The 24,515-nt window shown below is 67.2% G+C and carries 27 protein-coding genes; 12 read left to right on the forward strand and 15 right to left on the reverse strand.

Features of this window, described 5'->3' with window-relative positions; all coding sequences use genetic code 11:
• Nucleotides 1-93: 93 nt before the first annotated feature.
• Complete coding sequence (locus G6N42_RS08400) at nt 94-861, forward strand: CPBP family intramembrane glutamic endopeptidase (RefSeq protein WP_163737180.1); 768 nt, start codon at nt 94-96, stop codon at nt 859-861.
• Between the two features lie 15 nt (nt 862-876).
• On the opposite strand, the gene G6N42_RS08405 is transcribed toward G6N42_RS08400, so the two are convergent.
• Nucleotides 877-1,467 carry a CGNR zinc finger domain-containing protein gene (locus G6N42_RS08405; protein WP_163728456.1) on the reverse strand — a complete coding sequence of 197 codons (591 nt, stop codon included), beginning with the start codon at nt 1,465-1,467 and terminating at the stop codon, nt 877-879.
• A 121-nt stretch (nt 1,468-1,588) separates the two neighbouring features.
• On the opposite strand from G6N42_RS08405, the gene G6N42_RS08410 reads away from it, so the two are divergent.
• Complete coding sequence (locus G6N42_RS08410; RefSeq protein WP_163728459.1) at nt 1,589-2,080, forward strand: hypothetical protein; 492 nt, start codon at nt 1,589-1,591, stop codon at nt 2,078-2,080.
• Here G6N42_RS08410 and G6N42_RS08415 read toward each other — a convergent pair.
• From G6N42_RS08415 to G6N42_RS08440, 6 genes are all read right to left on the reverse strand, one after another.
• Nucleotides 2,077-3,096, reverse strand: coding sequence for a zinc-binding alcohol dehydrogenase family protein (locus G6N42_RS08415; protein ID WP_163728461.1), 1,020 nt, complete (start codon nt 3,094-3,096; stop codon nt 2,077-2,079). The two genes, G6N42_RS08410 and G6N42_RS08415, sit on opposite strands and share 4 nt — an antisense overlap.
• A gap of 15 nt (nt 3,097-3,111) precedes the next feature.
• Nucleotides 3,112-3,417 (reverse strand): GlsB/YeaQ/YmgE family stress response membrane protein, encoded by a 306-nt coding sequence (locus G6N42_RS08420; protein WP_163728464.1) that lies wholly within the window; start codon nt 3,415-3,417, stop codon nt 3,112-3,114.
• Nucleotides 3,418-3,529: 112 nt separating this feature from the next.
• A complete protein-coding gene (locus tag G6N42_RS30915) occupies nt 3,530-3,748 on the reverse strand; it encodes a hypothetical protein (protein ID WP_174262035.1) in 219 nt (72 codons plus the stop codon).
• A gap of 276 nt (nt 3,749-4,024) precedes the next feature.
• The gene (locus G6N42_RS08430) at nt 4,025-5,068 is read right to left on the reverse strand and encodes an alanine and proline-rich secreted protein Apa (protein ID WP_163728471.1); all 1,044 of its coding nucleotides are present in this window, start codon (nt 5,066-5,068) and stop codon (nt 4,025-4,027) included.
• Nucleotides 5,069-5,287: 219 nt separating this feature from the next.
• Nucleotides 5,288-6,346: a sulfate/molybdate ABC transporter ATP-binding protein gene (locus G6N42_RS31560; protein WP_163728474.1), complete on the reverse strand. Its 1,059-nt coding sequence runs from the start codon at nt 6,344-6,346 to the stop codon at nt 5,288-5,290.
• 6 nt (nt 6,347-6,352) lie between these two features.
• Nucleotides 6,353-7,153: an ABC transporter permease gene (locus tag G6N42_RS08440; RefSeq protein ID WP_163737182.1), complete on the reverse strand. Its 801-nt coding sequence runs from the start codon at nt 7,151-7,153 to the stop codon at nt 6,353-6,355.
• Between the two features lie 200 nt (nt 7,154-7,353).
• On the opposite strand from G6N42_RS08440, the gene G6N42_RS08445 reads away from it, so the two are divergent.
• The 3 genes from G6N42_RS08445 (at nt 7,354) to G6N42_RS08455 (ending at nt 10,512) form a co-directional block, all read left to right on the forward strand.
• The gene (locus G6N42_RS08445; protein ID WP_163728477.1) at nt 7,354-8,025 is read left to right on the forward strand and encodes an SDR family oxidoreductase; all 672 of its coding nucleotides are present in this window, start codon (nt 7,354-7,356) and stop codon (nt 8,023-8,025) included.
• Between the two features lie 67 nt (nt 8,026-8,092).
• Nucleotides 8,093-9,022, forward strand: a complete 930-nt coding sequence (locus G6N42_RS08450) for an LLM class F420-dependent oxidoreductase (protein WP_163728479.1) — start codon at nt 8,093-8,095, stop codon at nt 9,020-9,022.
• 113 nt (nt 9,023-9,135) lie between these two features.
• A complete protein-coding gene (locus tag G6N42_RS08455; protein ID WP_083127269.1) occupies nt 9,136-10,512 on the forward strand; it encodes an NAD(P)/FAD-dependent oxidoreductase in 1,377 nt (458 codons plus the stop codon).
• On the opposite strand, the gene G6N42_RS08460 is transcribed toward G6N42_RS08455, so the two are convergent.
• The 8 genes from G6N42_RS08460 to G6N42_RS08495 form a co-directional block, all read right to left on the reverse strand.
• A complete protein-coding gene (locus tag G6N42_RS08460; RefSeq protein ID WP_163728482.1) occupies nt 10,509-11,135 on the reverse strand; it encodes an urease accessory protein UreD in 627 nt (208 codons plus the stop codon). The two genes, G6N42_RS08455 and G6N42_RS08460, sit on opposite strands and share 4 nt — an antisense overlap.
• On the reverse strand, nt 11,135-11,818 hold the full coding sequence (ureG, locus tag G6N42_RS08465) for an urease accessory protein UreG (protein WP_163728486.1): 684 nt from the start codon (nt 11,816-11,818) through the stop codon (nt 11,135-11,137). Before ureG ends, G6N42_RS08460 begins: the two co-directional genes overlap by 1 nt.
• 15 nt (nt 11,819-11,833) lie before the next feature.
• Nucleotides 11,834-12,466, reverse strand: a complete 633-nt coding sequence (locus G6N42_RS08470; protein WP_163728488.1) for an urease accessory protein UreF — start codon at nt 12,464-12,466, stop codon at nt 11,834-11,836.
• An 11-nt stretch (nt 12,467-12,477) separates the two neighbouring features.
• On the reverse strand, nt 12,478-14,211 hold the full coding sequence (locus G6N42_RS08475) for an urease subunit alpha (protein ID WP_163728490.1): 1,734 nt from the start codon (nt 14,209-14,211) through the stop codon (nt 12,478-12,480).
• A 95-nt stretch (nt 14,212-14,306) separates the two neighbouring features.
• Nucleotides 14,307-14,639 (reverse strand): urease subunit beta, encoded by a 333-nt coding sequence (locus G6N42_RS08480; protein ID WP_163728493.1) that lies wholly within the window; start codon nt 14,637-14,639, stop codon nt 14,307-14,309.
• Nucleotides 14,636-14,938 carry an urease subunit gamma gene (locus tag G6N42_RS08485; RefSeq protein ID WP_163728495.1) on the reverse strand — a complete coding sequence of 101 codons (303 nt, stop codon included), beginning with the start codon at nt 14,936-14,938 and terminating at the stop codon, nt 14,636-14,638. Before G6N42_RS08485 ends, G6N42_RS08480 begins: the two co-directional genes overlap by 4 nt.
• A gap of 54 nt (nt 14,939-14,992) precedes the next feature.
• Nucleotides 14,993-15,397 (reverse strand): PaaI family thioesterase, encoded by a 405-nt coding sequence (locus tag G6N42_RS08490; protein WP_174262036.1) that lies wholly within the window; start codon nt 15,395-15,397, stop codon nt 14,993-14,995.
• 181 nt (nt 15,398-15,578) lie between these two features.
• A complete protein-coding gene (locus tag G6N42_RS08495) occupies nt 15,579-16,367 on the reverse strand; it encodes an iron reductase (RefSeq protein ID WP_163728497.1) in 789 nt (262 codons plus the stop codon).
• Nucleotides 16,368-16,606: 239 nt separating this feature from the next.
• Here G6N42_RS08495 and G6N42_RS08500 point away from each other — a divergent pair, with 239 nt between their 5' ends.
• The 7 genes from G6N42_RS08500 to G6N42_RS08530 all read left to right on the forward strand — a co-directional run bounded on the left by G6N42_RS08500 (nt 16,607) and on the right by G6N42_RS08530 (nt 24,515).
• The gene (locus G6N42_RS08500; RefSeq protein ID WP_083127260.1) at nt 16,607-17,023 is read left to right on the forward strand and encodes a BlaI/MecI/CopY family transcriptional regulator; all 417 of its coding nucleotides are present in this window, start codon (nt 16,607-16,609) and stop codon (nt 17,021-17,023) included.
• A 14-nt stretch (nt 17,024-17,037) separates the two neighbouring features.
• Nucleotides 17,038-17,958, forward strand: coding sequence for a M56 family metallopeptidase (locus G6N42_RS08505; protein WP_163728499.1), 921 nt, complete (start codon nt 17,038-17,040; stop codon nt 17,956-17,958).
• A 52-nt stretch (nt 17,959-18,010) separates the two neighbouring features.
• Nucleotides 18,011-19,471 carry an NADP-dependent phosphogluconate dehydrogenase gene (gene gnd / locus G6N42_RS08510; RefSeq protein WP_163728502.1) on the forward strand — a complete coding sequence of 487 codons (1,461 nt, stop codon included), beginning with the start codon at nt 18,011-18,013 and terminating at the stop codon, nt 19,469-19,471.
• A 12-nt stretch (nt 19,472-19,483) separates the two neighbouring features.
• Nucleotides 19,484-20,920 carry a GuaB1 family IMP dehydrogenase-related protein gene (locus G6N42_RS08515; RefSeq protein ID WP_163728505.1) on the forward strand — a complete coding sequence of 479 codons (1,437 nt, stop codon included), beginning with the start codon at nt 19,484-19,486 and terminating at the stop codon, nt 20,918-20,920.
• Between the two features lie 217 nt (nt 20,921-21,137).
• Nucleotides 21,138-22,499, forward strand: coding sequence for a hemolysin family protein (locus G6N42_RS08520; protein ID WP_163728507.1), 1,362 nt, complete (start codon nt 21,138-21,140; stop codon nt 22,497-22,499).
• Complete coding sequence (locus G6N42_RS08525; RefSeq protein ID WP_163728510.1) at nt 22,499-23,563, forward strand: hemolysin family protein; 1,065 nt, start codon at nt 22,499-22,501, stop codon at nt 23,561-23,563. Before G6N42_RS08520 ends, G6N42_RS08525 begins: the two co-directional genes overlap by 1 nt.
• Nucleotides 23,556-24,515 (forward strand): 3-methyladenine DNA glycosylase, encoded by a 960-nt coding sequence (locus G6N42_RS08530; RefSeq protein ID WP_232076510.1) that lies wholly within the window; start codon nt 23,556-23,558, stop codon nt 24,513-24,515. The genes G6N42_RS08525 and G6N42_RS08530 overlap by 8 nt, the downstream gene beginning before the upstream one ends.

Consider the following 24,515-nt stretch of genomic DNA (forward strand, 5'->3'; position numbering starts at 1 on the left):
ATAGTCAGGGGTCTTGCTGTCTCAGCAGGCACTCAGCGAACACCGGTAGAATCGACAATTGTGTCCGATCAAGCGCTGTCGATTCCCCGGTCGCTGCGCTCCTGCCCGCCGGACGTAGCCGAGCAGCCGCACCCGCTGATCGAACAATTGTCCGCAATTCATCATTTCCGGATCTACGCGGATATCGCCGTGGTGGTCGTGGTGCTCGCGCTCACCAACCTGATAGCGCACTTCACCACCCCGTGGGCCAGCATCGCGACGGTGCCCGCGGCCGCCGTCGGACTGCTGCTGCTTGTGCGGTCCCGCGGCCTGGGCTGGACCGAGCTGGGCCTGGGCCGGGAACACTGGAAAACAGGCGCGGGCTATGCCCTGGCCGCGGTCGCGCTGGTGCTCTCGGTGATCGCGATCGGCGCACTGCTGCCGTGGACGCGGCCGATGTTCATGAACAACAACTACGCGACGATCTCGGGCGCGCTGATCGCGTCGATGATCATCATTCCGCTTCAGACGGTCATCCCCGAGGAGCTGGCATTTCGCGGCGTATTGCACGGCGCACTGGACCGCGCCTGGGGCTGGCGCGGCGTCGCCGCGGCCGGCTCACTGCTCTTCGGACTGTGGCACATCGCGACCTCATTCGGCTTGACCAGCAGCAACGTTGGCTTCACCCGCCTGTTCGGGGGCGGCGTGCTGGGTACGGTCGCCGGCGTGATTCTCGCGGTGGCGGCGACGGCCTTCGCCGGTTTCGTGTTCACCTGGCTGCGTCGGCGCAGTGGAAGCCTGATCGCGCCGATCGCTTTGCACTGGTCGCTCAACGGTTTGGGCGCGCTCGCCGCCGCCCTGGTGTGGCATCTGTCGACCTGACTGACGCCTCGCCGGTCAGCCATTCACCTTTCTGCGCCGTGCCCTGAATTCGCGGTTCTTGAGCTTGTTGCCGCACGCGGACATCTCGCACCAGGTGCCGCCGTGGTTGCGGGATCTGTCGTAGAACGCCCACCGGCATTCGTCGTTCGCGCAGACCTTCAGGCGTGCCCAGCTGCCGTCGAGTTGTGCGTCGCGAATGATCAACACCACACCGACCAGGCGCTCGGCCACGGAATCGCCGACGGCCGTGAGTCGGACGAGCCCGTCGGCATCGAACTCAGCGCGCGCGGCGCCGCCGGCGGCCACCGCACGAAGTGGCGCAAGCTCGGCGTCGGTCGGCGAGGGCCCACCGCCGTTGCGCACAAGCAGGGCGCGCAGCGCCTCACGGACATCGCGCAGCAGCTGCAGATCCGCGCCATCGAGGGCAGCGTCGGATGCCATCAGCTCGTTGTCGATCAACCACGGCCGGGCATCGTCGAGATCGGCGAGGCGGTCTGGCCCCGAAGGCAGCTCCACTGTGTTGACCAGCGCCTGAACCCGAAGCAGCGGCCCGGGCGCCGGCTTGGATTCGGCGTCGGCCAGCCAACGAGTCGGTTCGGCAACCACAGTTCACTGTAACCCTTGCATGACCGGTATATCAAGTTGACTGGTCATGCATGACTGTTGTAGCGTGTTAGACGGTCACACGAAAAGTCAAAGCCGCAATCCGGCAAAGAGGTAGATATCCATGGCTGACAACAAGATTCCAGCCGATGTTCTTTCCAGTTCCGCCAATGTCCGCCCCGCCACAGAGGCCGACGCGCTTCCACGGCCGTCGCTGCGGTCACGGTTGACCGCGCGACTGAGGGCCGACCGGTACGACCGGCTTATTGCCGTCGGTGTGCCCGCACCCGAGGGCAGCGCGCTCGCGGCCCACGAGGCGCGTCTGACGTCGCCCGCCGAACGTGAGGCAATCGCACGGTCGCTGCGTGCGACGGTCGCCGATGCCCGCGGCCGCGGTCTCCTGCTGTCGTCTCGGGTGCCACTGAACGTCCCCAACATCGTCGCGGCCGAAGACGTCATCGATGCGATCACACTGCGATTGCATTCACCGCGGCCGGTGAGCGCGCGCGGGATGGCGCGGTTGCGCCAGATCCTGGGCGACGGAACAGGACCGCTCTATCGCTACGGGCGCGGCGATCTGCGGGGCCGGCTCGGCGCTGCCCTCGCCGCGCTCTAGACCACCAATACCGCGGCGCCCGAAATATGGCCCGCGCCAAGATCGGCAAGCGCATCGGCGGCCCGGTCCAGCGGGTACTGCGGTGTCGTCACCTCGAGGTGATGACGGCCAGCGAAGGCAAGAAATTCACGGGCGTCGGCGCGGGTGTTCGAGGCGACCGACCGCAACTGACGCTCCTGGAAGAGATGGCGCTGATAGTTCAGCGCGGGAATGTCGGAAAGGTGAATACCGGCGACGGCCAGCGTGCCGCCGCGATCGAGCGCCTCGAGAGCCGGCAACACCAGATCACCCACCGGCGCAAAGAGAATCGCGGAGTCCAGCGCCACCGGCGGACTGTCGGCGGCGCCCTGTGCGGACGCGGCGCCCAGTGCCAATGCCAATTCTCTCGCCTTCTCGCCGCGGGTCATCACATGCACCTCGGCGCCCTGCGCGAGCGCCACCTGCGCGGTCAGGTGTGCGCTTCCACCGAACCCGTAGATGCCCAGCCTTCCGCCTTCAGGCAGTTCGGCGCGTAGCAGTGCGCGATAGCCGATGATGCCCGCGCACAGCAGCGGTGCCAGTTCCACATCGGAATATCGATCTGGGAGCGGATGGGCGTAAGCGGCCGGGACAGTGGCGAATTCGGCGTAACCCCCGTCGGCGTCCCATCCCGTGTAGCGAGACTCCGGGCATAGGTTTTCGTTACCGCTCGTGCAGAATTTGCAGTGGCCACACGTGTTCCGCAGCCACGCGATACCGACTCGATCACCGACCGCGAACTCGCCGCCGTCTGTTTCCGGACCGACTTCGACCACTTCGGCGACTACCTCGTGGCCCGGGATCACCCCGCGGCGATGCACAGGCAGGTCGCCCTCGGTGACGTGAAGATCGGTGCGGCACACGCCACATGCCCGCACGGCGACGAGGAGCTCGCCCGTCGCGGGCCGTGGCACGTCGGCGGTGACTTCCTGCAACGGTCGACTGCTCATCGGGCCCGGCCGGTGAACTCGCCATGCCTTCATCGTCGGGGTGCCCATCACCTCATGGTGACGCTATGTCTTTTTCTGCACCAGACCGACTAGCCACAGCAGAATGACCGATCCGAGGATCGCGGTGAAGAAGGTGAACCACCATCCACCCTCTGCCGTGTCGAACCAGAAGCTCAGGAGGAAGCCGCCGATCAAGGCGCCGATGACACCGACGACGATGTTCATCAGGATGCCGGATCCGCGGCCCTTCACGATCTTTCCGGCGATCCAGCCCGCGAGCGCGCCGATGATGATGTAGCCGATCCAGCCGACGCTGGTCAGCGTCGTCGACCGTTCTGCGAGGAACTCACTAGCCGCAATGATGTCCATCAGGATCTCCCGCCTATCGCTGGCCGTGGCTCAGCGCAACCGCCGAGCCAACTCGAGATATACCGCACGTGGGTAACGATTCGAGGGCCACCGCGGTCAAGATCAGCAGTCTTCAAATGGGCGCCTGGGTGAAGCCGCGGAAGGTCAGATACCAGCGCACAACGACACGAAGGGGATAGGAGCGCAGATCCCCACCGAGAAGTACGGCGTCGGATCGCCGTTCCAGGCCGGCGGTGGTGGTGGCGGCGGAGGTGGAGGCGGCGGGGGCGGCGGAAGTGGCGCGGCGATGCAGGTGTTCGTCGGTGGGTCGTAAAGAGTTCCTACTCCGCACTCAATTGCGCTTCCCACCGCCGGCGACACCAGCGCGATACCTGTAAGCGACGCAAGAACCACCGCCACCCCGGCGGCCGCACGACAAATCGAGTTCAGCATGGAGGCTCCCTTACCCATCCCCGACCTCAGCTGTACTCCTGATCGTAGGCCGACCGGCGAATCAAGTCACCAAAATTGACGACCGCGAAGGTCGATGGCCGCTCTTCACTCGCCCGGCCGACCCGACGACGCAGTCACATCGCGTTGTGCCTGCGTAACAGCCAGTCCTGACCTGTCAGGCGGGCGGCAACATCCCCGGCGCAGCCTCCGGTGCCACTGGCACGGGGACTCCGACGCCCGCGGGTGCAGGTGGCGGAGGCGGAGCGTTCGGATCCGCGGGCGGCGGAGGCGGAGCGTTGGGATCGGCCGGCGGCGGAGGCGGAGCGTTCGGATCCGCAGGCGGCGGAGGCACAGCGACCGGCGGGGCGTAGGGCCGGATCGAGTTCGCCAGTGTGACGGCCTCGTCCCTCGGGATCGGGTTGGTCTCGGTTCCGAGCCAGACGACGAACCAGCGTTGCGGGGTGCGCTGACCGCGCGGTGTGCCAGGTTCGACCGGCTCACCAACCACGCCGGCCCAGATCTGCCCCGTGGGCTTGTTGGCGTCGGTGAACTTCACCTCGTAGTAGGAGGCAACGCCGGGCATGCCGTTGGCGTCGAGCGGAATAGTCTCCTGGTTCATGCGGGTGCCGGGGAAGGGCATGAAGAACTCGCCCATATCCGATGCCAGGCGCTGGGCCGCCTTCGTGTTGTCGGTCTCGGCGCCGGCGAACAGCTTCAGATCGAGCCGTCCGAGCAGCACGCTCGTATCGTTCGGCGGCTCCGCTCCCTCAGGCGCGATCTTCGTCAACAACGCTTGGCCGTAAGACAGCTGGGTGGAATCTGAAACCTTCCATCCGGCGGGGACCACGAAGCTCAGGCCGCCGGCGGCATTTTCGACGCGGCCCGGGTCGACGGGCGGCGGCGCGTTGGGATCCACCGGCGGTGGCGGCGCGTTCGGGTCCGCGGGCGGAGGTGGCGGCGCGGGGGCTCCGGGCGGGGCAGGTGGCGGCGCCGGGGCGCCGGGAGGCGGGGGCGCGGGCGCGCCTGGCGGAGGAGGCGGCCCCTGCATGAACGTGTTGCCGGTCGGTGGCGGAGGTGGCGGCGCCGGCGTCGGCTCCGGTTGCGCCTGCGCGATCGAAGGCAGTGTGAGCGCCACCGCGGTCGCACCGGTCACCGCCGCGATCATCAGCGACTTTGAGAGGCCCTTGCGGGGTTCGCGTAACGCGTCTCGCTCATCCATGGGGAAGAAAATACCGTGTTACCGCCGTGACGCAAGTGCGAGTTGCTCCAAATGTGCTTAATTGTGACATTGCTGAAACCTAAAAAGGTGCAGGTAGACAGCATTTTATAGATTGCTGCTTCGACTGGGCCGCACACCTGGCGCGGGGCGCGCTCGCGGCGGTTGGTGACGGCTCTCACAGGCAATCCAGTTGGTAATTCGTATGGGCGAGCCGCGTCGTTACGGGCTCGGGAGAAGCGTGACCTCCTGCGCCTTGACCGAGAAATAGACTCGCTCCCCCGGTGCCAGCCGCAGCTCGGCGGCCGAATCGGCAGTGATGTCGGCGGCCAGTCCCGGTGCGCCGTCCGGCTGTTCCTCGGCGCGGACGCGGATGGCGGGCCCGCGAATGTCCAGTTCGGCGACAGTCACCGCGACGGTGTTGCGCGGGCTGCCGTGCGGCTTGTCGCGATACACGGCGACCGCGGCCGGCGAGAACAGCGCCACCGCAGACGCCCCTTCGACGCTGTCGGGTTCGGCGACGCCATGCCAGGCAACTCCCCACGGCGTCGTCAACACGCCCTGCGGACCCGCGGCGCCGGCCACCAGGTTGACGCCGGCGAGGCGGGCGCCGAACTTGCTGCGAGGTGCAGTCAAAACCGCTGCGGTGGAACCCTTTTCGACAACTCTGCCCTCCTCGAGGACAAGTACCTTGTCGGCGAGGGTGAGGACGTCCACGAGATCGTGGGTGATCAGGACCGCAGATCGGCCGTCGCGCGCCAGAACACGGCCCAGCAGTTTGCGCATCGCGGAGGCCGCTCCAACGTCCAGACCGGCCAGGGGTTCGTCGAGCAGCAACACATCCGGTTCGGCGGCCAGCGCGCGAGCCAACGCGATGCGCTGCGCCTGCCCACCCGAGAGCTGCCGGGGCATACGATCGGCCAGGTCGGAGGCCTCGACCTCGTCCAACCAGCGCGCCGCATCCGCTCGTGAGCTGCGTGGTGAGAAGGCGATGTTGCCGACCACGCTCAGGTGCGGGAACAGCAGCGCATCCTGCATCAGCAGCCCGACCTGGCGGTCGTGGGTGGCGACATGAGTGCCCGTGGCCGTATCGGTCAGCACCCGATCGCCGACGCGGACGACGCCGTCGTCGGGCCGCACCAGACCCGCGATCACATGAAGTGCCGTCGACTTACCCGCGCCATTCGGACCGAGGACGGCGAGTACCTCGCCGGCGTCCACCACGAATTCGACATCCACACCGCGGCTCTCGACAACCGCGCGCACACTGAGGTCCGTCACGCTGATTCACCACGCATTGGCGCCGCCCGCCCGCAACCTCCTGCTACCGAGCCCGATGACCACCACGGCCGCGACCACGACGAGGAGCAGAGACAGCGCGACCGCAGCGTCCGCGTCGCTCTCCCGCTGTAGGTAGATCTCCAGCGGAAGGGTGCGGGTGACGCCCTCGCGCGAACCGGCGAACGTGAGCGTGGCGCCGAATTCGCCCAACGATCGCGCGAATGCCAGTACCGCGCCGGAAACCAGGCCTGGGGCCAGCAGCGGCAGGGACACCCGCCACCAGACTGCGGTGGGCCGGGCGCCCAGGGTCGCGGCGACGACCTCGTAGTCGGTCCCCGCGGTACGGGCGGCGCCTTCCAGCGCGATGACGAGGAACGGCAGCGACACGAATGTCTGCGCCAGCACGACCGCTGTCGTCGTGAAGGCGATCTGGATGCCCGCTGCGTCCAGGTACTGCCCGATCAGCCCGAGGCGGCCGTAGGCGTACAGCAGCGCGATGCCCCCGACCACCGGTGGAAGCACCAGCGGGAGCAGGATCAGCGGCCGCGTCATCCTTACCACCCGGGCATCGCTTCGGGCGAACACCAGGGCCATCGGCACACCCAGGATCAGGCACAACGCGGTGCTGGCGGTCGCGGTACGCAGACTCAGCTCGAGTGCGGACACCGATGCCGGGCTGGTGATCAGGGACCAGAATCGCGGCCAGTCGACCTTCGCGGCCACCGCGACGAGGGGAACCGCGACGAACAGCGCCCCCAGTGCGGCCGGGACATAGATCCACCGCGGGAGGACGGCCGACGGGTTCACGGCAAGGCGCGAACTGCGGAAATCGCGCTGGCCTTCGAGGTGGTCACCGTCGCGACGGGCTTCACAGATCACGACCCTATGGCACTTCGGCGGCGATGTGGTGCCGTGTGCGCGTGCCGCGTTTCCCCCTATAGCTACTGTCCAGTAACATTTGGTGCACGGGCTGGGGTTCAGCGTCGAACACAGAGGAGGTCCTTGCGATGGACGTGCTTGTCACCGGAGGCGACACCGACCTAGGACGCACGATCGCGGAGACCTTTCGCAGCGCGGGCCACCAGGTCGTGATCGCGGGCGCTCGCCGCGACGAACTGGACGTCGCCGCCAAAGAACTCGAAGTCGACGCCATCGTGTTCGACAACACCGATGCGGCGAACCTGGAAACGGCGCGGGACCACTTCCCGCACCACCTCGACACCATCGTCAATGTGCCCGCGCCACGCTGGCAGGCCGGAGATCCGCGGACGTACTCCCTCTCCGATCTGGCGACGGCGTGGCGCAATGCGCTCGACTCGACGATCCTTTCCGCCGTCCTGACCGTGCAGATACTGGGTGACCACCTGCGGTCGGGGGGTTCGATCATCACCGTCGTGCCCGAGCACCCGGCCGAGGGCAGTGCCGAGGCCGCCATCAAGGCCGCGGTGTCCGACTGGACGGCGGGGCAGGCTCAGCACTTCGGCATCCGCGGCATCACTGTGAACGCGGTCGCGTCGGGCCGGAACGCCGAACCCGGCTACGACGGTCTCTCGCAGTCGCCACCTTCGGTGGCCGAGGAGATCAGCCGACTCGCATTGTTCCTGACCACGCCGGCCGCCCGGCACATCACCGGTCAAACGCTGCATGTCAGTCACGGTGCGCTGGCGAACTTCGGCTGAATATTCCTTCGTTCGCCTGTAGCTAAAGCGGGGTGACCGCTCCGGTTAGTTGTGGTTACGTGAAGGCGTGACCATCAAACTCGGACTCCAGATCCCCAACTTCTCCTACGGCACCGGCGTCACCGAACTTTTCCCCACCGTCATCGCGCAGGCTCAGGAAGCCGAAGCCGCGGGCTTCGACTCCGTCTTCGTGATGGACCACTTCTATCAGCTGCCCGGCCTCGGAACCCCCGACCAGCCGATGCTCGAGGCGTACACCGCCCTCGGCGCGCTGGCCACCGCGACCGAGCGCGTGCAGCTCGGAACGTTGGTAACCGGCAACACCTACCGCAACCCCACGCTGCTCGCCAAGGCGATCACGACACTCGACGTGATCAGCCAGGGTCGGGCGATTCTGGGCATCGGCACCGGCTGGTTCGAGCTCGAGCACGACTCGCTCGGCTACGAGTTCGGAACTTTCACCGACCGCTTCAACAAGCTCGGCGAGGCGTTGGAGATCATCCTGCCGATGCTCGCGGGCGAGCGGCCCACAGTGAACGGAAAGTACTACCGCACCGTCGAGGCCATGGCCGAGCCCCGGTTCCGCGACCACATCCCGCTGATGATCGGTGGCAGCGGCGAGAAGAAGACGATTCCGCTGGCAGTCAAGCACTTCGACCACTTGAACATCATCGCGGGATTCGACGAGTTGCCCCGCAAGCTGGCCGTGGTCAAGGAGCGCTGCGAGGAGATCGGCCGCGATCCGGCCACGCTCGAGACGAGCATGCTGGTCATCGCGCTCATCGGCGACGGCATCACCGAGGACCTGATTCCCGACGACTTCAAGCAGCAGGCGGTATACGGCACCGCCGAGCAGGTCGCCGAGCAGATCAAGACCAAGGTGTTCGACGCGGGTGTCACCGGCGTCATCCTCAGCCCGGTGACGAGCCTCGACGGCTACCACCCCGGCCACGTCACCGCCGTCGGCGAGGCGTTGAAACCGGTTCTCGCCGGGTGATTCCCCGCGCTGACGTGGGAAACAACACAGCCAAACCGTGCGTGTATCGGAGGTTCGGGCGACTACCGTAGTGGGTAGAAATAGCACGTGAAGCACCGTCGAGGAGCCCGACAATGAGCCATCCCGGAGCCACTGCAACCGATAGGCACAAGGTCGTCATCATCGGTTCAGGGTTCGGCGGGCTGACCGCTGCCAAAGCGCTCAGGCGTGCCGACGTCGACGTGAAGATGATCGCCAAGACCACACACCACCTTTTCCAGCCGCTGCTGTATCAGGTGGCGACCGGCATCATCTCCTCAGGCGAGATCGCTCCCCCGACCCGGATGATCCTGCGCAATCAGAAGAACGCGCAGGTGCTGCTGGGCAATGTGACGCACATCGATCTGGCGAATCAGACCGTCCGGTCGGAGCTGCTCGGGCACACCTATGTCACGCCGTACGACTCGCTCATCGTCGCTGCGGGCGCGGGCCAGTCCTACTTCGGCAACGACCATTTCGCGGAATGGGCACCGGGCATGAAGTCGATCGATGATGCACTGGAGTTGCGTGCCCGCATCCTCGGCGCGTTCGAGCAGGCGGAACGATCCAGCGACCCCGCCCGCCGCGAGAAGCTGCTGACATTCACCGTCGTCGGTGCCGGTCCGACCGGCGTCGAAATGGCCGGGCAGATCGCCGAACTCGCCGACCACACGCTCAAGGGCGCGTTCCGGCACATCGATTCGACGACTGCCCGGGTGATCCTGCTCGACGCCGCACCCGCCGTGCTGCCCCCGATGGGCGAGAAGCTCGGCAACAAGGCCAAGGCACGTCTGGAGAAGATGGGCGTCGAGATCCAGCTCGGGGCGATGGTCACCGACGTCGACCGCAACGGCATCACGGTCAAGGATCCCGACGGCAAGTTCCGTCGCATCGACTGCGCGACCAAGGTGTGGTCGGCGGGCGTTTCGGCGAGCCCGCTCGGCCGCGATATCGCTGATCAGTCCGACGCCGAGGTCGATCGCGCGGGACGACTGAAGGTGCTCCCCGACCTGACCGTGCCCGGCCATCCGAACGTGTTCGTGGTCGGCGACATGGCCGCCGTCGAAGGCGTTCCCGGTATGGCTCAGGGAGCCATCCAGGGCGGCAGGTACGCCGCCAAGGCGATCAAGGCCGAGCTCAAGGGTGCCAATCCCGCTGAGCGCGAACCCTTCCAGTACTTCGACAAGGGTTCGATGGCCACGGTGTCGCGCTTCTCCGCGGTGGCGAAGATCGGCCCGGTGGAGTTCGGCGGCTTCATCGCCTGGCTGGCTTGGCTGGTGCTGCATCTGGTGTATCTGGTCGGGTTCAGGCGCAAGATCACTACGCTGCTGATGTGGACGGTGACGTTCCTGTCGAAGAAGCGAGGCAACCTCACGATCACCGAGCAGCAGGCGTACGCCCGCACCAGAATCGAAGAACTCGAGGAGATCGCGGCGTTGGTGCAGGATCCGGAAGAGAGAGCCGCGGTCTAGAGTCGCTCGCCCTGCCAGGTCGACAGGCAGCCGCCACGCGCCAGCGCGAGAGTCATGCCGGCGGTGTCGACTTCCGTCTGTGGGTAGTGCAATTCGCTGATGCAAGCCATCGGCGCGGCCAACTCGTCGTCGGCCGCCGAACCTCGACCCAGCTCGATGCGATGCCGCAGTAGCGCCGTCCCGTCGACGTCGGCGTGTAGCGATCCGGACCAAAAGCCCTGCCGTTCATCAGTTCTCCCGATCTGGATCCGCTCGCGCAACTTGACGCGGCCGGATCCTTCGACGGCCAGCCGTGTCGACGTGATATGCCGGGAAGCGGCCGCAACGACGGTCGGTTGCGGGTCCAGATCGAGCTCGCCGGCGACCTCGAGGAGCCAATTCGCATGTGACTCATGGGTGGTCGGTCCGGGCAGCGTCATCGTCGCGGCGGCGGTGCGCACGCGCAGCAGCGCGCCCGGTTCCACCACGATGCGCACACATATGGAGTCTCCGCCGAGCGGGGTGGCCGCCGCCGACACCAGGTGCACGGTGTCGGGTTCGGTTTCCCGGGCCGCGATACCACCGCTGGATTCTATGCGAGGGCGGCGGCCGCGTTGCGCGACGACGAGCACGTCGGATCGCATCAGACCGCGACCTTCAGCTGCTCGCGCACCCACGTGAGCACGGCGGTCGCGGCGGGGTCTTCGGTCAGCGAGATCAATACCGCCGGCCGGTCGCCGCGCACGGTGGCCGCGTCGCGCCGCATCACGTCGAGATCGGCCCCGACGAGCGGTGCCAGATCAGTCTTGTTGACCACCAACAGATCCGAGTAGGTGACGCCCGGGCCGCCCTTGCGGGGAACTTTGTCGCCGCCTGCGACATCGATGACGAAGATCTGAACGTCCACCAGCCCGGACGAGAAGGTGGCCGTCAGGTTGTCGCCACCGGATTCCACCAGGATCAGGTCGAGCTGCTCGTTGCCCGCGATGAGATCGTCGATCGCGTCGAGGTTGGCGGTGATGTCGTCGCGGATCGCGGTGTGGGGGCAGCCGCCGGTCTGCACCGCGGCGATGCGGCCGTCGGGCAGGACGGCGTGACGGCGCAGGAAGTCGGCGTCTTCTGTGGTGTAGATGTCGTTGGTGAGCACGGCCAACGACAGCTCGTCACGCAGTTGCCTGCACAACGCGGCGACCAACGCCGTCTTGCCCGAGCCGACCGGCCCGCCGATGCCGATGCGCAACGGCTCCCCCGGTGTCCGCCGGCGTTTGGGCCGGTCGGTGTGACCGTGTGGCTGGCCGTCGAGGAAATGCGGTGGCTGAGGCGGCATGGGGCGAACTCTCTTTCAGGATGCGAACAGGGGTCGCTCGCGTTGGCTGTGCCTCTGGGCCAGCAGGTCGAGCAGCGGATCAGACAGGTCGGCCAACTCCTTGCAGGCCGTCGCGGAGGTTTGGTCGCACAACGGGGCCAGCTCGAAGGTCAGCGCCGCGACGTCGCCTGGGTCCAGCGCCAGTAGTCGTTGCGCGGCCGTAGCGGATCCGGTCATCGTCGTGTAGACCACGGTCAGCGCTGTCTGTTGGGGTTCGAGCCCACTGGCCGCGCCGACGGTTCCGGCCACGGTGGCGAGGTGCGGCGCGGCACCCAGCGATTCCCAGCCTTCGGCCGGCCAGACCCGTCGGGCGAGCCGCAGCAGACCGCGCCCTTGCGCGCGGGATGCCTGACGCGCGGCGGGTGCCGGTGTGCGGGCGTCGATCTCGGCGTCCGCGCCGCTGACCGGCAGGCTGGCGCTGTGCACGGCCGCGGCCACCGATGCGGTCACCAATCCGGTGGTGCGGATTCGCCGGATCAGGAAGGCCCGCAGCGTGACGAGGTCGCGGACCAGACCCTCGGTGACGGCCTCCTCGACACCTCCGGAGTGCACGTGGCCGCCGGTCGGCAGCCGCGAGTCCGAAAGTGTCAGCAGTGTCGCCAAGTTCATCGGAATACCTGTCAGAACAGGAAATAGCGTTGCGCCATGGGCAACTCGACGGCGGGGTCCTCTCGCCACACGTCGCCGTCGATACGGACGGTGAACGTGTCGGGGTCGACCTCGATTTCGGGCAGCGCGTCGTTGAACGGCATGTCGACCTTGCCGACATTGCGGACATCCTTGACCGCGACGAGCCTGCGGTTGACGGCGAGCCGGTCGGCAAGCCCGTCATCGAGGGCCTGTGAGGATACGAAATGCACCGAGGTCGCCGACGCCGCTGCCGTCGCCGCACCAAACATCGGTCGCGGCAGTACGGGCTGCGGTGTGGGAATCGACGCGTTCGCGTCACCCATTGCGGCCCAGGCGATCATCCCGCCCTTGAGCACCGCGTGCGGCCGGACGCCGAAGAACGCGGGCTCCCACAGCACGAGGTCGGCGAGCTTACCCACCTCCACCGAGCCGATCTCGTCGTCGAGGCCGTGCGCGATGGCCGGGCAGATCGTGTATTTCGCGACGTACCGGCGGGCGCGATTGTTGTCGGATTGACGGACGCCGGACTTATCCCCTTCCAATGCACCCCGGCGTCGCTTCATCACGTGAGCGGTCTGCCAGGTGCGGATCACCACTTCGCCGATGCGCCCCATCGCCTGGGAGTCGCTGCCGATCATCGAGATCGCCCCGATGTCGTGCAGCAGATCCTCGGCCGCCATCGTCGACGGGCGGATGCGGCTTTCGGCGAATGCGAGATCCTCTGGCACCGAAGGGTTGAGGTGATGGCACACCATCAACATGTCGAGGTGTTCATCGAGGGTGTTGACGGTGTGCGGACGCGTGGGATTGGTCGAACTCGGCAAGACGTACGGTTCCGCGGCGACGCGGATGATGTCGGGCGCGTGGCCGCCGCCGGCGCCCTCGGTGTGGTAGGCGTGAATCGACCGACCGTTGATCGCACCGATCGTGTCCTCGACGAAACCCGCCTCGTTCAGGGTGTCCGAGTGCAGGGCAACCTGCACGCCGGCCGCATCGGCGACGGAAAGGCAGGCGTCGATCGCCGCGGGGGTGGACCCCCAATCTTCGTGCAGCTTGAAACCTGAAGCGCCGCCGCGCAATTGCTCCCACATCGATTCGGTACTGACGGTATTGCCCTTGCCGAGCAGCGCAATGTTCATCGGCCATGAGTCCAGCGCCTCCAGCATGCGCCCCAGATGCCACCCCCCCGGCGTCACGGTGGTGGCCTTGCTGCCCTCCGCGGGTCCGGTACCGCCGCCGATGATTGTGGTGATGCCACCACCGAGGGCTTCCCCCATGATCTGCGGACAGATCAAATGGACATGGCAGTCGATACCACCGGCGGTGACGATTCGGCCGTTGCCGGCGATGATCTCGGTCGACGGACCGACCACGAGATCGGGGTGCACCCCGGACATGATGTCGGGGTTGCCGGCCTTGCCGATCGCGACGATCCGGCCGTCGCGAATACCGATGTCGGCCTTGATGATTCCCCAGTGGTCGATGATGACCACGCCGGTGATCACGGTGTCGGGTGCGCCGTCGGCCCGGGTTGCCCGGCCCTGGCCCATCGACTCGCGCAACACCTTGCCGCCACCGAAGACCGCCTCGTCGCCGGCCAGACCCGGCCCGCCGCTGCGATCCTCGGTGATCTCGATGAACAGATCGGTATCCGCCAATCGGATGCGGTCGCCGGTCGTGGGTCCGAAGAGCGCTGCATACCTGGCGCGGGAAATGGCGCTCATCGGTGCTCTCTGTTCTTCGCGCAAGCGCTCATCGGTGCTCTCTGTTCTTCGCGCAAGCGCTCATCGGTGCTCTCTGTTCTTCGCGCAAGCGCTCATCACGTGTCCAATCGGCCGGGCGGTTGCAGGCTCAACCCATACACCTCGCGTGATCCGCGCAGCGGTACCAACGAGACCCGCTGGGCAACACCGGGTTCGAACCGCACCGCGGTGCCGGCGGGAATGTCGAGCCGATGTCCGTGGGCGGCTGCACGATCGAATCGCAGGGCGGCATTGCTTTGTGGCAGGTGCACGTGGCTACCGACCTGGACGGGACGGTCGCCGGTGTTGAGGATCTCCATCTCGACCCGTCGCGCGCCCTGGTTGATCTCGATATCGCCGGTGCCGTAGACGATCTCGCCGGGCGCCCACGACGCATCGTCGGCCGTCATGGGATCGGATGGTGGACGGTGACGAGTTTCGTCCCATCGGGGAACGTCGCCTCCACCTGGACGTCGTCGAGCATCTCCGGAACGCCGGCCATCACGTCCTCGCGGCTGAGAACCTCGCGGCCGCTGGCCATCAACTCCACGACCGTGCGACCGTCGCGCGCCCCTTCGAGAAGGTGATCGGTGATCACCGCAACGGCCTCGGGGTGGTTGAGTTTCAGCCCGCGCGCCTGGCGCCTGCGCGCCAGCTCTGCGGCGTACGACAGCAGCAACCTGTCCTGTTCATGCGGCGTTAATCGCATAGTCGGGGATACTGCCACGCCCCGCACACCTCAGCAGCGCGAGGAAAGCGGCGGTTACTCGGCGGGCAGGTTCTGCAGCCGCACCTGGCCTCGCGCCACGACACGGTCGGTGTCGTCGGTGATGGTGATCAGCCACAGCTGCTGGCGCCGGCCGCGATGGATCGGAACCGATACTGCGGTCACCGTGCCGGCGGAGATGGCGCGCAGGAAGTCGGTGTTGTTGTTGACGCCGACCACGTGACCGCCGCCGTTCTCGCTGAGCCAGACCTGCCCCGACACGCTGGCCAGGCTCTCGATGATCGAGCAGTACACGCCACCGTGCACGATCCCCCACGGTTGCAGCAGCTTGTCGTTGATCTCGAGACGGGCGGTGCCGCCCTCGGGGGTCAGCTCGAGGAATTCGAGGCCGATCGCCGAGTCGAATCCGGCGCCGAGGCCGGCTGGGATGTCTGTGCTCACGCAGATTTGTCTACACGGCGATGTCCGGACCGTTGTGGTCGAGACCTGGAAATGCGGAAGGGCCCCGCACATGATGCGGGGCCCTTCCTTCGTGTGGACCGGGAGTCACTGCAGCCCTCAGGACTCCGGCGCGGTCCGGTGGTACGCGTCTTGCTTCACCAAGAGCATAGGCAAGGCTGCCCTAATTTAGCAATACCTTCCCTGCCGCTACTGACGGAATTCTCGTGGCGCCCCGCACGGGCAGCCCGAATCCGACCAGCGCGTCGAGCACGGCCTGGCCGCGACGCATGCTCGTGAGCTCGCTGGACCCCGCCAGCAGCGGCACCTGCGTCGCCGCGCCCACCACCGCGGCGCCGACGATGTGCCACATGGCCGCTATCGAGATCGCCGAGCCGCTGACCTCGGCAAGCTTGCCGAACAACGGCGCGAGGGTGCGATGACTGCGGTGTGCAATCCACGTCGTCAGTGCGGCCTCGTTCGGCAGGGCGACGATTCCATCCCGGATGGCGTTGTGCGACCGAGGATTCGGATGGTCACCGAAGAACGGGTCGTTCGGCAGTGCGCGCAGCGTGGGGTCGACGACGCCAACCCAGTCGATCGCGCCCTCGGAATCCACGTGCACCCACAGATTCTCCAGGCCGGTGTCCCAGGCGCGACCCTCGAGCACGAGCAGGGGCACCACCCGTCCGACGACCACGTGCGCCAGGGTCGCAGCGAGCTGCTGGGCCACCGCCGCACGACTTTCGGTCTCCTCGGCCGCCAGCCTGAACATCGAATGCAGCCGATCGGTCGTGAGCGCCTGCGTCAACGGCCACCAGCGCCGGCGTGACAGATCGCCGATCACCGCGACTCCGTAGACGCGGGGACATTCGGGATAAAGCTCACGCAATCGGCGGCTCGATTCGTGCAATGGCATCGCCTGTGCAATGGCCATGCTCGAGATGAGCGGGTCGTCGACCACGACCGTCATGGGACCTCCCGTATTGACTTAGGATAGCCTTACTATAGTCAGACCGACCGCTGGAGCCACCCCCTGTGACTGGACTCACAAGGGCAGGCGAAGGGGACGGTGACCTCGGACGAACCCAAGCCGGAACATTCCGTCGGGCGTGCTCGACAACGCGCCGAACGGGATAGCCGTGCGCGATACGACACACGGTAGTAATCCCGTAGTACGCTGGACCTACCGTCTCTAGGAGATGAGCGAAGATGGCCAAGTTGACGCGTCTGGGGGAACTCGAACGCGCTGTGATGGACCACCTGTGGTCCACGCGCGAGCCCCAAACTGTGCGCCAGGTCCACGAGGCACTCGCGGCCCAGCGCGACCTCGCCTACACCACGATCATGACCGTCCTGCAACGGCTGGCGAAGAAGAATCTCGTCGTCCAGCACCGCGATGACCGGGCACATCGCTACGCCCCGACCCACGGGCGCGACGAACTGGTCGCCGGGTTGATGGTCGATGCCCTGGACCAAGCTGCGGACTCGGGTGACCGCGAGGCTGCGCTCGTGCATTTCGTCGAGCGCGTCAACGCGGACGAGGCGGCGGCTCTGCGCCGCGCGTTGTCCGAGTTGGAGAGCAAGCACCGGATATCGCCACCCGCTGGCGAGCCGGGCACCGGCTGAGAGACACTTACAGCGTGTCGGCGCTGGCCTTCTCCATCATGGCGCTGGTCCTGTCGGGACCGGTGCCGGCGATGCTGGCGCGGGCAAAGTGGCCGTCGCGGGCACCGCGGGCCGCGATCGTGCTGTGGCAAGCCATCGCGCTGGCCGCCGTACTCTCGGCCTTCTCCGCCGGAATCGCCATCGCGAGCAGGCTTTTCGCGCCCGGACCCGACGGCAGGCCGACCTCGACGCTCGCCGGTGAGATCGACGTGCTCGGCTGGCCACTGTGGATCACCTACGTGGCGGTATTCGCGCTGACGCTGATGGTGGGGGCGCGTCTTGCGGTGGCCGTCGTCCAGGTCGCGATAGCGACTCGGCGCAGGCGCGCACACCATCGGATGGTTGTCGACCTCGTCGGCAAGTCCCATAAATCCGGATTGCGCATTCTCGACGTCGACGAGCCCCTTGCTTACTGTCTGCCGGGCGTGCGCAGTCGCGTGGTGGTCAGCGAGGGCACTCTCACGACACTGGCAGACAACGAGATCGCCGCGATCCTGTCGCACGAGCGCGCACATCTGCGGGCCCGGCACGACCTGGTGCTCGAGATGTTCACCGCCGTCCACGCCGCGTTCCCGCGTTTCGTCCGCAGCGCGAGCGCACTTGATGCGGTGCGCTTGCTGATCGAGATGCTGGCCGACGACGCCGCCGTGCGTGCGGCGGGTCCCACTCCGTTGGCTCGCGCGCTGGTCGCGTGCGCCACGGGCCGCACACCCGCGGGAGCGCTGGCCGCGGGCGGGCCCACGACCGTGACCCGCGTACGCCGTCTCGGGGGCCGCGGTAACAGCCTGGGTGTGGCCGCATGCGCCTACGTGGCCGCCGCCGCCGTTCTGGTGGTGCCCACCGTCGCGGTGGTCCTGCCCTGGTTGACCGAGTTGAATCGTTTGTTCACTGCGTAGCGCTTCTGTGTAGTAGGCCATCCCTGCTCGACCAAAACGAAAGGCTGCCCGAATGAGCTCGTCTGAAAATCCCACGAATGGCACCGCTCAGATCGGGGTCACGGGCCTCGCGGTCATGGGATCCAACCTCGCGCGCAACTTCGCCAGCCACGGATACACCGTGGCGCTGCACAACCGGTCCGTCGCCAAGACCGACGCGCTGCTCGCCGAACACGGCTCCGAGGGCAATTTCGTGCGCAGCGAGACCATCCCCGAATTCCTTGCCGCGCTGGAGAAGCCACGCCGGGTGATCATCATGGTCAAGGCGGGCGACCCGACCGACGCCGTCATCAACGAGCTGGCCGATGCGATGGAGGAAGGCGACATCATCATCGACGGCGGCAACGCGCTCTACACCGACACCATCCGCCGCGAGAAGGCGATCCGCGAGCGCGGACTCCACTTCGTCGGCGCCGGCATCTCCGGCGGTGAGGAAGGCGCACTCAAGGGCCCGTCGATCATGCCCGGCGGTCCGGCCGAGTCCTACAAGTCGCTGGGCCCGCTGCTGGAGGAGATCTCCGCCCACGTCGACGACGTGCCGTGCTGCACCCATATCGGACCCGACGGCGCAGGGCACTTCGTGAAGATGGTGCACAACGGCATCGAGTACTCAGACATGCAGCTGATCGGTGAGGCCTACCAGCTGCTGCGCGATGCGCTGGGACTGAGCGCACCCGAGATCGCCGACGTCTTCGCCGAATGGAACTCCGGCGACCTGGACAGCTTCCTCATCGAGATCACCGCCGACGTGCTGCGGCAGACCGACGCCAAGACCGGCAAACCGCTTGTCGATCTCATCCTCGACGAGGCCGAGCAGAAGGGCACCGGACGGTGGACGGTGAAGTCGGCGCTGGACCTCGGGGTGCCGGTGACCGGGATCGCCGAGGCGGTGTTCGCCCGCGCGCTATCGGGTTCGGTGGCGCAGCGCAAGGCCACCACGGGTCTGGCGTCGGGCGATCTCGGCGAGAAGCCCGGCGATGCAGCACGATTCATCGATGACGTCAGCAAGGCACTGTATGCCTCCAAGATCATCGCGTACGCGCAGGGCTTCAACCAGATTCAGGCGGGCAGCGCCGAGTACGACTGGGGCATCACCCCGGGCGATATGGCCACCATCTGGCGTGGCGGATGCATCATCCGGGCCAAGTTCCTCAACCGCATCAAGGAAGCGTTCGACGAGACGCCGGATCTGCCGTCGCTGATCGTTGCCCCGTATTTCCGTGAAGCGATCGAGGCCGCGATCGACAGCTGGCGCCGCGTGGTGGTGACCGCGACCGAACTGGGCATCCCGATTCCGGGATTCTCCTCGGCGCTGTCCTATTACGACGGGTTGCGCACCGAACGGTTGCCTGCGGCGCTCACCCAGGGCCTGCGCGACTTCTTCGGCGCTCACACCTACGGCCGCATCGACGCCGATCCGTCCGCGCGGTTCCACACGCTGTGGAGCGGAGACCGCAGCGAGGTCGAGGCCTAGAATTGGCCTGACATGAAGTTTCTCAACGGCCACCAGCCCGCCTTCGACCTGACCTACAACGACGTCTTCATCGTCCCCGGACGCTCCGATGTGATGTCCCGGATGGACGTCGACCTCTCGACGTCGGACGGCTCGGGCACCACGATCCCGGTGGTGGTGGCGAACATGACCGCGGTGGCGGGTCGGCGGATGGCCGAGACGGTCGCGCGTCGTGGCGGCATTGTCGTTCTGCCGCAAGATCTTCCGATCTCCGTGGTGCAGCAGACGGTCGACTTCGTGAAGAGTCGCGACCTGGTGGTCGACACCCCGGTCGTGCTCTCCCCCGACGACTCGGTGTCGGACGCGATGGCGCTGATTCACAAACGCGCCCACGGCGCCGCGGTGGTGCTGTTCGAGGGCAGGCCGATCGGCCTCGTCACCGAGGCGGGCTGCGTGGGTGTGGACCGGTTCACCCGGGTCCGCGACATCGCCATCGCCGACTTCGTCACCGCGCCCGCGGGCACCGACCCACGGAAGGTGTTTGACCTGCTCGAACACGCGCCCGTCGACGTCGCGGTGCTGACCGAACCGGACGGCACCCTGGCCGGTGTGCTCACCCGCACCGCCGCCATCCGTGCCGGCATCTACACACCTGCCGTCGACGCGACGGGCCGGTTGCGGATCGCCGCGGCGGTCGGCATCAACGGTGACGTGGGCGCGAAGGCGCGCAGCCTGGCCGAGGCGGGCGTCGACCTGCTGGTGATCGACACCGCGCACGGACATCAGCTGCGGATGCTGGACGCCGTCAAGGCGGTCGCCGCACTGGATCTGGGGCTGCCGTTGGCGGCGGGCAACGTGGTGTCCGCCGAAGGCACCCGCGACCTGATATCGGCGGGCGCGTCGATCGTGAAGGTCGGCGTCGGGCCCGGCGCGATGTGCACCACCCGGATGATGACGGGCGTGGGCCGGCCACAGTTCTCGGCGGTGCTCGAATGTGCCGCGGCGGCAAGACAACTCGGTGGTCACGTGTGGGCCGACGGCGGTGTCCGTCATCCCCGCGACGTCGCGCTGGCCCTCGCCGCAGGCGCCTCCAACGTCATGATCGGCTCGTGGTTCGCCGGCACCTACGAATCGCCGGGCGACCTCATGCGCGACCGCGAGGATCGGCCGTTCAAGGAAAGCTACGGCATGGCGTCCAAGCGCGCCGTCGCGGCGCGTACCGCCGCCGACGACCCGTTCGACCAGGCCCGCAAGTCGTTGTTCGAGGAGGGCATCTCCACGTCGCGGATGGGGCTGGACCCGTCCAGGGGCGGGGTCGAGGACCTGCTGGACCACATCACCTCCGGGGTGCGCAGCACGTGCACCTACGTGGGCGCAGGCAATCTCGCCGAGCTACCCGAGAAGGTTGTGCTGGGGGTGCAGTCCCCCGCGGGGTTCGCCGAGGGTCATCCACTGCCGACCGGCTGGTGAATCCGCCGGCCGGTCACCAACGGCTAACATGGACCCCACTCTTGACGTGTCTACTCGAAAGGGACCCTGTGCCGCAGGCACCCGTTGAGGCCGCGAGCTTGGGGGCAGAGCGGCCGGGCACCGTCTTGAAAGACGCTGAGCCGAACGACGCCGAGCCCTCCCCTAGTCGGCCGGGCAACAGGCCCGGCGCCCCATCGGTGTGGACGGTGAGCTCTCGATGACCCTCACGATGTCCTTGCTCTCCATCGGCGCGATCGTGTTGCTGACCGCCGGGACGGCGGTGTTCGTCGCCGCGGAGTTCTCCCTGACCGCGCTCGAGCGCAGCACCGTGGAATCCAATGCGCGCAGTGGCGCGCGCCGTGACCAGATGGTGCGACGGGCCCACCGGACGCTGTCGTTCCAGCTCTCCGGCGCACAGGTCGGCATCTCGATCACCACGCTGGCCACCGGCTATCTGGCCGAACCCGTTGTCGGGCGGCTGATCCGGCCCGGTCTCGAGGCGATCGGTGTGCCCGACCGTTTCGTGGGTGGGCTGGCCCTGTTCTTCGCCGTGCTGATCGCCACGTCGCTTTCGATGGTGTTTGGCGAACTGGTACCCAAGAACCTCGCGGTGGCACGGCCGGTGCAGACGGCGCGCTGGTCGGCGGGTCCGCAGCTGCTGTTCTCGGCGCTGTTCACGCCACTGATCCGGATGACGAACGGAACCGCCAACTGGATCCTGCGCCGCCTCGGCATCGAGCCGGCTGAGGAACTGCGCTCGGCCCGCTCGCCGCAGGAGCTGGTGTCGTTGGTCCGCAGCTCCGCGCGCAGCGGCGCGTTGGATCCGGTCACCGCCGTGCTCGTGGACCGCTCTCTGCAGTTCGGTGAACGCACTGCCGAGGAATTGATGACGCCGCGATCGAAGATCGAGGCGCTGGAATCCGATGACACCGCCGCCGACCTGGTGGCCGCGGCGATCAAAACCGGGTACTCGCGCTTCCCGATCATCGAGGGCGACCTCGATGAAACCATCGGCATCGCGCACGTCAAGCAGGTGTTCGAGGTGCCGCCGGAGCGGCGGGCCACCACGCCGCTGGCCCGCCTCGCGCTGCCCGTTGCGAAGGTGCCCTCCACCCTCGACGGGGATGCGGTGATGACCCAGATCCGTGCGAACGGGCTGCAGACCGCGCTGGTCGTCGATGAATACGGCGGTACCGCGGGCATGGTCACCATGGAGGACCTCATCGAGGAGATCGTCGGCGACGTCCGCGACGAGCACGATGTCGAGCCGCCCGATGTGGTGCCCGCGGGCCGGGGCTGGCAGGTCTCGGGGCTGCTGCGCATCGACGAGGTCGCCGACGCCACCGGTTTCCGTGCGCCCGAAGGAGATTACGAAACGATCGGCGGACTGGTGCTCGAAAAGCTGGGACACATTCCCGACGAGTCCGAGTCGGTTGAGCTCACCGCGTTCGATCCCGACGGTGCCGCGCTCGAAGATCCCATCCGATGGCTGGCGACCGTGGTTCGCATGGACGGCAGGCGCATCGACCTGCTCGAGCTCACCGAACTAGGCCGCCACAACTCGGGAGATGAGGGCTGATGGGCGGCGATATCTTCGGCGTGCTGCTGACCTTTCTGCTGCTCGGTGCCAACGCCTTCTTCGTCGCCTCGGAGTTCGCGCTGATCTCCGCGCGCCGCGACCGCCTCGAAGCGCTCGCGGAGCAGGGCAAGAAGAGCGCGGTGACGGTCATCCGCGCCGGCGAGAACCTGTCGCTGATGCTGGCCGGCGCGCAGCTTGGCATCACGATCTGTTCGATCCTGTTGGGCCGTGTCGGCGAACCGGCGGTCGCCCACCTGCTGGAGAAGCCGTTCGGGCTGGTCGGTATTCCCGACACCGTGCTGCACACGGTGTCGTTCTTCGTCGCGCTCGGCGTCGTGGTGACGCTGCACGTCCTGCTCGGCGAGATGGTGCCGAAGAACATCGCGATCGCCGGGCCGGAATCGTCGGCGATGCTGTTGATCCCGACGTACCTGGTGTGGATCCGGCTCGCCCGGCCGTTCATTGCCTTCTACAACTGGTGCGCCAACATCACGCTCAGATCGTTCGGGGTCGAGCCGAAGGACGAACTCGACGTCGCGGTCTCGACCGTCGAGCTCTCGGAGATGATCGCCGAGTCACGATCCGAGGGCCTGCTCGACCAGGAGGAGCACGGCAGGCTCACCCGCGCACTGCAGATCCGCGATCGCGTCGCCAACGACGTCGCCATGCCCCTGAGCAAGATCCGCGCCGTCCCGGTCGCGCGCGCGGGCTCCGGCCCCACCCTGGGAGCGATCGAAGACGCCCTCGCCGAAACCGGCTACTCGAGGTTCCCGGTCAGCGACCCGGCCGGCGACTACGTCGGGTACCTGCACATCAAGGACGTGCTGCCGCTGGTCCACGACCCCGCCAACGAACAGGCGGTGCTGGACGCCTCGATGGTGCGCCCCCTGCCGAGGGTGCCGGCGTCGATGTCGCTGCCCGACGCGCTGTCGCGGCTGCGGCGGGACAACGCGCATTTGGCGCTTCTCACCGCGCCCGACGGCAGCGTGTCGGCGATGGTGGCGCTGGAGGACCTGGTCGAAGATTTGGTCGGCACCGTGCGTGACGGAACGCACCGTGTGTGAGGCTGCGCACACCGTCACCTGCGATTTCGTGCTCGACGAGCGCGACTGGACCGGCCGGGAGCAGCGTCACCGTGAACGGGTCGACGGTTTCCTGCGGTCGTTCCGTGCACCGGCCTCTGAGCCCCATCCAGTCTGGGATTTCTTGTTCACCTACTACAGCCTGCGTCCCCGGCAGCTGCGGACGTGGCACCCAGGGTTCGGCGTGGCGCTCGCCGGGGATTCGGCGGCGCGCTACCTGGTTCGCAGCGGTTACGGGCGCACCCCCGCCGGTGTGACGGTGAGTCGTGAATACCTCACCGGCCGCGCCGACACGGTGCGCTTCATCGCCGGGCTGCTGCGCGCGACGGCGTCGCGCCCGGCGCGACTGAACTGCTTCGGGCTGCACGAGTGGGCAATGGTCTACCGGGCGCCGAGGGTGCGCCATGAGCGCGTCCCGCTGCGACTCGGCGCCGCCGGAACTGATGAGGTCGTCGAATCGATGCCGTTGCGGTGCAGCCATTTTGACGCCTTCCGGTTCTTCACCAAGCCAGCCACCGAACGGAACAGCGAGCAGCTGACCCGCGACGGCCAGATCGGGTCCGAACAGCCCGGCTGTCTGCACGCGGCCATGGATTGCTACAAGTTCGCCTACAAGCTGGGACCCCTCGTGGACTCGGCGCTGGTGATGGATTGTCTCGAGCTCGCCACCCAAGCCCGTGAGCTCGACATGCGCGCCAGTCCCTATGATCTTCGCGACTACGGATTCGAGCCGATCGCGATCGAAACGCCCGCCGGGCGTTCCGAATACGTTCGTATCCAGCAGCACGTTGCCGAGCAGGCGGCACCGCTGCGGGAGCGCCTGACCATGGCGTGTGAGCAGTTGCTCGCCGCGGAAGGCGCCGGCGTGATGCACGAGGGAACCGGAGCCGCCTCGGCGGCGACATCAGAATTAGGCGCCGTTACCCGCGGGTAA

The sequence above is a fragment of the Mycobacterium gallinarum genome, assembly GCF_010726765.1.
In the GTDB taxonomy this organism is placed as follows: Bacteria; Actinomycetota; Actinomycetes; order Mycobacteriales; family Mycobacteriaceae; genus Mycobacterium; species Mycobacterium gallinarum.